The organism is Aporhodopirellula sallentina SM41, assembly GCF_000346505.1.
In the GTDB taxonomy this organism is placed as follows: domain Bacteria; phylum Planctomycetota; class Planctomycetia; order Pirellulales; family Pirellulaceae; genus Rhodopirellula; species Rhodopirellula sallentina.
Genome location: NZ_ANOH01000055.1, coordinates 1 through 5331, shown reverse-complemented (window position 1 = coordinate 5331; position 5331 = coordinate 1). Strand labels below are relative to the sequence as shown.

2 protein-coding genes are annotated in these 5331 nt (G+C 58.1%); both read right to left on the bottom strand.

Going from position 1 to position 5331, the window contains the following annotated elements; all coding sequences use genetic code 11:
* Positions 1-211: 211 nt before the first annotated feature.
* Positions 212-3169 carry an AsmA family protein gene (locus tag RSSM_RS02945; RefSeq protein ID WP_236620902.1) on the bottom strand — a complete coding sequence of 986 codons (2958 nt, stop codon included), beginning with the start codon at positions 3167-3169 and terminating at the stop codon, positions 212-214.
* 276 nt (positions 3170-3445) lie between these two features.
* Positions 3446-4888, bottom strand: a complete 1443-nt coding sequence (locus RSSM_RS02940) for a glycosyltransferase family 87 protein (RefSeq protein ID WP_008674307.1) — start codon at positions 4886-4888, stop codon at positions 3446-3448.
* Positions 4889-5331: the final 443 nt, after the last annotated feature.

Genomic DNA, 5331 nt, shown 5'->3' with positions numbered 1-5331 from the left:
AATCGAATGCAGGATTGATGGCTGGGAGTGCAAAACATTGTCGCCCGTGTAATTCATCGTATCCCCTGTTTCCATGAAATCGCTCTCATGAGAACAATCGGCTCAACTCGGTCGAGGAGCATTGGTCATTCATTTGACCCGATGCGATCGATAGGATCGTTACAACCGGGCGGACTGATAAACCGGGCTTCGGGTGGGGCGATATTGGGGGTTATTTCCCGTCGAGACTATCGATGGTACCGGCGGTGACTCCGGTGACCATCAATCGTTGTCCTTCTCGCAGCAAGAAGCGAGCAGCCTCCTCTCGGAAGGTCTGGACCGGCTGCAGGCGTACGATCGGGTCTTGAAGTGTGCCGACGATGTTGACGACCAAAGTGCGATCACGCAGGAGTTCAGAGATGTCGAGAATCGCTGATGACGGCAGCAGCGATCTGAGGGCGTACTGCTGTGCCATTTGCGTTAGGTTAACTGCGATATTGCGGTAGTCTCCGGTTGCAACGAGTGCGTTCAAATCCATTCGTTTGCTGCGCAGGAAAACCTTGCCGTCCGCTCTGACGAGTGCGGAGTCCGAGCCGACCCAGAACTCATCAATGGTCACGGCGCCGCGTCCGATGACGCCTTTCGCCTCGCCGGCGTCAAACCTTTGGTTCACCAGTGAGATCGGGCCGAGAAAGCGAGAGATCCCGAGCAGACCTGGGATAGCCGCACCTCGAGTTTGCCCCAACGTGAAGCGAAAACGGCCGTTGAGGTCGTCGATGCTTTCGATGGATTTGCCGCTAAGAGTTAAGTCGCCGGTGATTTCGCCTTGGGCGACCGAGGTGGACTGTCCGAGTTGTTGAATCAGGCGAACAAAGTCCACGCGGCGGGTGCGCCAGCGACTCTCGAGGTCGATGCCATTTCCCCCACGTCGGGTCGACGCGAGCGAAAGTTCGCCCTCGACCTGGCCGCCACCTTGGCTCGACCGGACGGCAGGAAAACGCACGGTCCAGCTTTGTCGCGAGACGTCGGCGTCGGCTGTCAAACTGCTGTGGGCGTCCCCGAGCGGCAGGCCATAAAGAATCAGGTCACGCCCGTCCGTCGAGCCGCGAACGCGAATGGAATCGGCGGATCCGGAGATCGTTGCGGATGCCGACACGCGACCTTGGAAGTTCGTTGCGATGTCTCCGAGAAACCACATTCCGCGTGAAAGGTCGACGCGGCTCGCGGTCGCTCGAAGATCAGCCCGTGGTCGTGTGAGGTTGCCCTCGTCAAAAAGGAACACACGTCCTTTGACGCGAACGTTCCCACCCGCGTAGTCGCCGTAGAGGGAAGTGATGTCCAATCTATTTTGGGTAACACGACCGGTTAGGTTCAGCGAACGAGAGAGTAATTTCGAGCGATGGTTGAGTTGAGCTAGCTGCAACTTCAGTTCGGTGGTCGGGAGCGTCCCATTGGAACCGTTGGAAAGGTTCCAGTCGTGTATTCGCACGATTCCGGATGCCGAGCCCGTTAACTCGGTACGCGTGCGAGTGGCGATCTCGTACATCCGGTCGAGAGATAGTTTGCTGAACTGAAGTTCGGTCGCAGAGAATCTCGCCGGGAGATCGGACCAACGGTCGTCCGCGAGTGCCGTAGCCTTCGTTTCGACCGCGACGGTTCCGTCGAAGATTTTCCCTCGGGCGCGAAGGGAGATATCGCCCGAGTCGGCCGTCGCGGTGCCTTGCAGGTCACCCACGTTGGCCTCGCCTAGCGAGATGTTCGAGACGGAGAATGTCAGTTGACCTTGATGCCGAGACGGTTGCTCGAGTGCATCGATTGGTACCTGCCAGTTGAGGTCGGCATCGAAGCCTGCTGTCGCGGGGACGTTGCGTCCGGCTAGGTTGAGTTCGACACGCGGATGGAGGCCCTGGATGTCGACTTGGGCGGACAGCAATCCTTCGTTGTTGAGTGGAACCGTCGCCTTGCCACCAACGCGGCCTTCAAAAAGCGTTGCGTCAATGTTTTTGATCTCGAGCGATTCGTCGCTGAGCGAGTATTCCGATCGCAGTGCTCCGATGCGGAATGATTTTGGCAAGTTTTGAATGTCACGAACGGGAACGATGTTGAAGCGATCGGGGGTGAGTTCAATGTTGTGTTCGATGGTCCCCAAATCCACTCCCGCGATCGCCAATCGGGGTGAGGCGATGGTGCCGTCGAGATTCCAAGTCGAGTTCTCAAAACGTTCGCTCAGTTGCCCTCGAGCGTTGATGCGGAAGTCGACTTTGCCGGCAACGAGTGGAGTGGCGTTTTCCGCTTGTTGCGTGAGCAGCAATTCGGTGAGCCGACCGACAGGGACGTCATCACCAAAGAGTCGAGCTTCAAAGTCGCCCGTGCCATGCAGCGGAAGACGGGCGTTCCCCGACAATCGAATCGACTCGTTTGCGGAGGTGCTCGCCTGAGCTGTCAACGAGAAGTCGTTTATTTGCAGTTGTTGGTTTTCAGTTTTCAGACTTCGGACTTCAAAGTCGGCAGGCGGAAGATTGGCAACGCGAAGTCCTTTACCGCTGAGGTTGCCATCGAGTTGATAGTTCGTGATGTCGTCGACGGTGTCGAGCGGGGTGTGAAGTTTCAAATTGCCCGAGAAAGAACCCTCGTTGGGATAGATTGGTTTGGATTGGCCGAGAACCTTTGCGACCAGTTCCGAGAGTGGTGCAATTGGAAGATCAGAGATGGAGATCGCGGCGTCGATGTCATCGCGTGGAACCAACCCGATCGTGGCGGTACCGCGAACAGATCCGCTCGCCTGCGATTGGCTGTCATGGTCGACCACCATCGAGCTGAGGTTTTGCAATGTTGCGGTGCCGTCGCGATAGACGAGATGCGTGCTGAACTCTTTCAGTCTCACGCCATCAATCACCAGTGACGGGCTCGTCAGCGTTCCGTCGAACCGGTAGGCCGCGCCGTCTCGCAATGCGTTGATCGGGATGCCGACCTCGAACTGTACCGAGACGGTTCCCTGCAGGTCGAAGCCCGTGTCGATCCCGATCGCCTCGAGCCGGTTGGCGAGTTTACCGACGTCGATGTCGTTGAATGACCAGTCGGTTGTCCAATACTTCGGTTGTGGCGCCGGTCGGTCTGCCTGACCCGGACGCGGCGTCGTGGGCCCCTGCTCGGGTTGTTGAGCGGGTGAGGCCGTTGCTAGCAAAGCCAACGAACATATCAGGATCAGTAATCGCACGGGCGAGTGACATTTTGCGAGTGCAGATACGCCGCGTGACGTTCGGGACCGGTCCTCCAGGGATCGATTGTTCGGCGCGGTGTGAAATGGCGATGCGGGCAAAGCCTGCGCCAATGTTACCGAAACGAGAAACTCCACCGCCAATCTGATTTCGACGATTCAGCCCGAAGAGCATGTTGTTCGTCGGCCCGCATGCGCTCGGGAAACGCGTGCAATTGTGGCAAGCCGGTGGGTTTGCCCGGTTTTCGCCTACTCGCTGGAAACTCGGGGCGATTTGGCGGGCCAGGCGACGATACAGATGAGTAGCAACGCGATCGCGAGGCTGACTCCGTTGAGGCTGGTGAAGATTCGAGTTGTCGTTTCGGACATCTCAAATCGGTTGAGAAACGTTCGGGTCGACAGATAATTGAACGCGGGCAAAGCCATCAACCCGATCAGCGACCAACGAACCCAACCGTTGAGATCTCGCCACGCGGTCAGGCGAAGCCCGATGGCGCCCGCGATCGGGGCGGTCAGCAGGAGCGAATCGTAGGATTGATGGTAGAGGCTGACCAAGAGTCCGAGCATTAAGATCGCACCGGTCCAGCCCGCAATGCCGTCGTCGATTCCGCGACGCATGCGTCGATAGAGGACGAGCATCGGGAACGCGAGGAGGCCAAACATCGCGAGCAAGTGCGGCAGATCCCCGGGGTCATTGCCGGCCCACTTCGCAATGATCGCAAACAAATCCAACCGGGTCCATGAGAACACCGGTGATTCATCTTCCATCGAGCGATGGACTTCCTGGGTATCGACAATTTGTTCGATCAGAATCGAAACACCTTCGCCGAGGTTCCCGTCGCCTTCGTGGTAGGCGATCCATCCCAGCGGCAGCACGGCAGCGGCGATGCTGAGGACCGCGCCGTAGGTCAACGCACGAACGTTGCCACGCGCGAGCATCAAGAATCCTAATGGAAGGATGTATGTGGGTTTCGCCGAAACGATCATCAGCATCCACGCCGACGAAATCGGCCGACGTTCGGCCCAGGCGACCGACAAGAAAGTGGCCAGTACCAATTGAAAGGTGAAGTAGCCGTTAAACAATGTGATATGCCCGCCGCGAGTGAAGATGATCACGGCGGCAACTGCCAAGGCGACGTCGAGTCGGTAGCGAAAGCCGGCGGCGTGCGCGACGAGTCCTGCGATCGCAAACAAGATGGCAATCTGCAGCAGCATGTTGAGTGCTTCGCCGAGATGCAGCGGTAGGATCGCGAGCGGTGAATGCAGCAGCAAGATCACCGGCGAGAAGAACGGGATCTGTCGTGCGACCGGATACTTGGCCGCATACGCATCGCTGTAGGGGCTTTCTCCGGCGAGTACGGCTCGCGTGGGAAAGTAGATGCCGTTGTGGAAGTCGCAAAGGCCTTGTTTGTCCGGCGTGAAGGGGCCGGGGACTTGGTACTTCTTGATTGTCCGATACAGCGTCCCGCACAGACCGATCGTCAGCATGATTGCGGCAATGATTGCCAGCGGCCGATTGCGGATGTGCCAGTGATCGTGATTGTCGACGTCAGTTCTCGTGTTGTTTTCCGATGCCGTCTCGCAGCGATTCAGCCCGTGCGATTCTGAACCGGACGAGTCAGCCTGTGTTGCGTTCGCAGGCAACGGATCGGTGGCCGCAGTCTTGTCGGTAGCGATATCAGAGGCGGGCATCGAGTGGCAACGACAACGTGAAAGGGGCACGCAACGGAGAATACGGACGCACCCAAGTCTCACGAGAGAACGTTGACTTTTTGGGCGGTGCGTCGGTTGGTCGGCGAGCAGGTCGGGACGCAAACAGTGTAATTGGTGGCGGCGAGCTCGCGCGAACGTGGATGGTGAATTCTAACCGGGATGCTCGATCCGCTCTTTCCGCCTGACATCAGGCGGAGGACTATTAGCTTTTTAGCGAATTTGCGGGCTGCCATCCGCACCGCCGGACTGCTGCCCGGCGGTTGCTGCATCTCGGTGACGTGGCCAGTCGCGGTGAAGTGGCTAGGCTCGGGGGGCGAGGACTGGTCTTCAACTCGTTTGCCTATCCTGCGTTGCTGGAAACAATGTTGGCTTAGGAAAGCTCAACCAGCGATTCGCCGGTCATTTCTTTCGGTTTGGCGACA